The sequence below is a fragment of the Haemophilus sp. HMSC066D02 genome (assembly GCF_001810545.1).
Lineage (GTDB): Bacteria > Pseudomonadota > Gammaproteobacteria > Enterobacterales > Pasteurellaceae > Haemophilus_D.
This window is the reverse complement of the sequence record NZ_KV801825.1, coordinates 1-243: the sequence shown is the minus strand read 5'-3', so window position 1 is coordinate 243 and position 243 is coordinate 1. Positions and strand designations below refer to the sequence as shown.

The following is a 243-nucleotide window of genomic DNA, read 5'->3' as shown; positions in this document are numbered from 1 at the left end:
TGCTGGACGTATCAGAAGTGCGAATGCTGACATAAGTAACGATAAAACGGGTGAAAAACCCGTTCGCCGGAAGACCAAGGGTTCCTGTCCAACGTTAATCGGGGCAGGGTGAGTCGGCCCCTAAGGCGAGGCTGAAAAGCGTAGTCGATGGGAAACGGGTTAATATTCCCGTACTTGGATAAACTGCGATGTGGGGACGGAGCAGGTTAGGTTATCGCACTGTTGGATATGTGCGTTTAAGTT

General features: G+C 50.6%; 1 rRNA gene. It reads left to right on the top strand.

The annotated features are described in order from the left end of the window. A 23S ribosomal RNA gene (locus HMPREF2750_RS08470) occupies nucleotides 1-243 on the top strand; the annotation flags it as partial.